We start from the raw sequence: 2,956 nt of genomic DNA, 5'->3' as shown, positions 1-2,956 counted from the left end.
GCTGATTTACGTGGTAACTTACAAATATTTGTAATATAATAAGCTACGTTATTTTTAGTAATAGTTTCAGATATTTAAGTAATATATTTTTATTACTCATAGAATATATTTTAGATCATACAATAAACAACTAATTTTAGTTGGAGATAAGATGAAAAAGTTAAAAGCTTTAGGTTTATTCGTAGCCGTAGCAGGTGCTGCTTCATTATTAGCAGCTTGTAACGATAAAGACAATACTAGTTCAACTACAACTAGCGCAGAAACTTCAAGCGCAGTTGTAAGCAAATACGTAAAAGATTTCAACTCTACGCAATCTTTTATCAATCGTTACACTAACCAAGAATTCAATTTCAACGCAGCTTTACCTCTATCAGGTAAATTTGTGCAAGTATTAAACGATTTATCTAATGGTGCTAAAGCAGTAAGCGAAGCTCCAGTTGATCAACGTGCTTTAGTGGAAGATGAAGTTTTATTAACTGTAAACGACCGTTTCTTAAGTTATGTTGATGCTTATAAAAACGATAAACCTGCATATACTGCAGACTTCCCTAACGGTGATATTGATTTAGATACAGCTAACTTAAAAGATCTATTAGATCAATTACAAGGTGGTTGTAGCACAAATAACGACTACCAAGCTGATTTAGATAGCATTAAACGTTTAGAAGTTAAAGACGAAAACGGTAATGTAATTCCTTTCCCAGCTGAAGTAGAAAACGAAGTTGTAAACTGGAATGCTAACTTCAAAAACACTTGTAACTTAGCAAAAGATTTATACAAAATCGTTTCAGCTCCGAATTTTAGCTACGCTGATTTAAAACAACAAGTAGCTGCTAAACGTGCTGCAGACGCACAACCAGCTGCTCCAGCTACAGAAGAAGCTGCTCCAGCAGAAACTCCTGCTGCTCCAGCTGAAGCTCCAGCAAATAAATAATTTTTTAAAAAAACGGTAATCTTTAAGATTGCCGTTTTTGCGTTTGTATTTTTAAGATTTGCTATAATAAAGCGATTTATGATGTGCTGTGTCTTACAGCAAGATTACTAACTATTTTTTGATTAGATTAAGTTCTAGATCCTGATATGAGTGTAGATTCTCAAGTTTTTGATGATAAAGTAGAAGTTAAAGTTCATGAGTTTGACTTTAATTTAGATCAGTTTAATATGCGTTTAGACGCGGCAATTGCTTCGCTTTTTGAAGAGTATTCGCGTACTAAAATTAAAGAATGGATTTTACAAGGGCATGTTAAAGTAGATGACCAAGTAATTATAGATCCTGCGCATTTAATTACTGGTTTCGAGCACTGCCAAATGGCAGCGCAAATCCAAATAGTTTTAACTTCTGTACCACAAGATATTGATATTAATGTAGTATACGAAGATGATGATATTATTATCATCAATAAACCAATGGATATGGTTGTGCACCCTGGTGCTGGTAATCCTCGCGGTACTTTAATGAATGCTTTATTGTACCATTATCCAGAATTAAATAAAATTCCACGTGCTGGTATTGTACACCGTCTTGATAAAGACACAACCGGCTTAATGGTAGTTGCTAAAAACCTTCAAGCACAAATGTCATTAGTAGCGCAGTTACAAGATAAAACTGTAACTAGAGAATATGAAGCTATTGCTTATGGCTTAATGACGCGCGGGGGTACGATTAATCAACCTATTGGTCGTCACCCTACCAAACGTGTATGTATGGCAGTTGATCCGCACAATGGTAAACCTGCCATTACTTTATTTAGGGTAATGGAAATCTACCGTAACTATACACGTATTCGTTTACGTCTTGAAACAGGTCGTACACACCAAATTCGTGTACATATGTCACATATTCACCATCCATTATTAGGTGATATTACCTATGGTGGAGCAATTCGTTTACCGAAAAATGCAACGAGTGAACTTGTAAGTGCTTTACGTGGTTTTAAACGTCAAGCTCTGCACGCAATTAAATTATCTCTAACTCATCCGGCTACAGGTGAAACTATGACTTTTGAAGCGCCGTTACCAGATGATATGGAGCATTTAATTAGCTGTTTACAGCAAGATCGTGATTTGCATGCAGATAAGCTTTAAGAGGTGTTATGAGTAGTTTAGATACTATTATCCCTAACTGGCCATTAAAACGCGTTAAAGCACACGTGACAACGCGTTTTGGTGGTGAAAGTACCAATGACTACTTTAATTTTAATTTAGCTTCGCATGTAGGTGATAATCCTGAAGTAGTACAACATAATCGCTTACTCTTAGAACAAAAACTATCCTTACCCGAACAACCTTTATGGGTACAACAAGTAAGTGGTGGTAATGTTCTTGAATTACCGATTGATAATATTTTAGAGCAAGAATACTTACAGATCCAAAAATCCGAACAAGCAAGTGTACTTAAAAGTCGTCATGCTGATTTATGGAAAATATTTGAAGTAGATGCTCTATACACCAATCAAGTTAATAAAGTATGTGCGATTTTAACTGCTGATTGTATTCCGTTATTACTTTGTGATGAAAATGAAACTGAAGTAGCATCCGTACATGCTGGATGGCGAGGAGTAATTGCAGGAGTAGTGGAAAATAGTATTTATACTTTTAAAACCTTTCATAAGTATAAAAATGCCCACGAATTATATGCATGGATCGGACCGGCAATTGGACCGCAATCATTTGTGGTAGGTTCGGAAGTGATGATGGAATTTGTGGAAAAAGACCGCGATTTTGCTCATGCATTTGTACCTTATCCAGCCGAAAAGAATAAATGGTTAGGTGATTTACCTTTAATTGTAAGTATTATTTTACAAAAACTAGGTGTTAATCCTGAACGCATTTATTTTTCGCAAATAGATACAGTTACGGATGATCGTTTTTATTCGTATCGCCGTGACAAGGTAACCGGACGCTTTGCAAGCTTAATATGGTTACCAGACGAAGATGCCTAAGAAAAAACCTCCTG

General features: G+C 35.6%; 3 protein-coding genes. All 3 read left to right on the top strand.

The annotated features are described in order from the left end of the window. The first annotated feature begins 151 nt into the window (after positions 1-151). A complete protein-coding gene (locus CKF58_RS08500; protein WP_222987766.1) occupies positions 152-934 on the top strand; it encodes a hypothetical protein in 783 nt (260 codons plus the stop codon). A gap of 146 nt (positions 935-1,080) precedes the next feature. Further along, the gene (gene rluD / locus CKF58_RS07660) at positions 1,081-2,085 is read left to right on the top strand and encodes a 23S rRNA pseudouridine(1911/1915/1917) synthase RluD (RefSeq protein WP_281270699.1); all 1,005 of its coding nucleotides are present in this window, start codon (positions 1,081-1,083) and stop codon (positions 2,083-2,085) included. An 8-nt stretch (positions 2,086-2,093) separates the two neighbouring features. Then, positions 2,094-2,942: a peptidoglycan editing factor PgeF gene (gene pgeF / locus CKF58_RS07655; protein ID WP_119532601.1), complete on the top strand. Its 849-nt coding sequence runs from the start codon at positions 2,094-2,096 to the stop codon at positions 2,940-2,942. Positions 2,943-2,956: the final 14 nt, after the last annotated feature.

This window comes from Psittacicella hinzii, assembly GCF_003585935.1.
Classification (GTDB): Bacteria; Pseudomonadota; Gammaproteobacteria; order Enterobacterales; family Psittacicellaceae; genus Psittacicella; species Psittacicella hinzii.
This window is presented reverse-complemented; position numbering and strand designations above follow the sequence as displayed.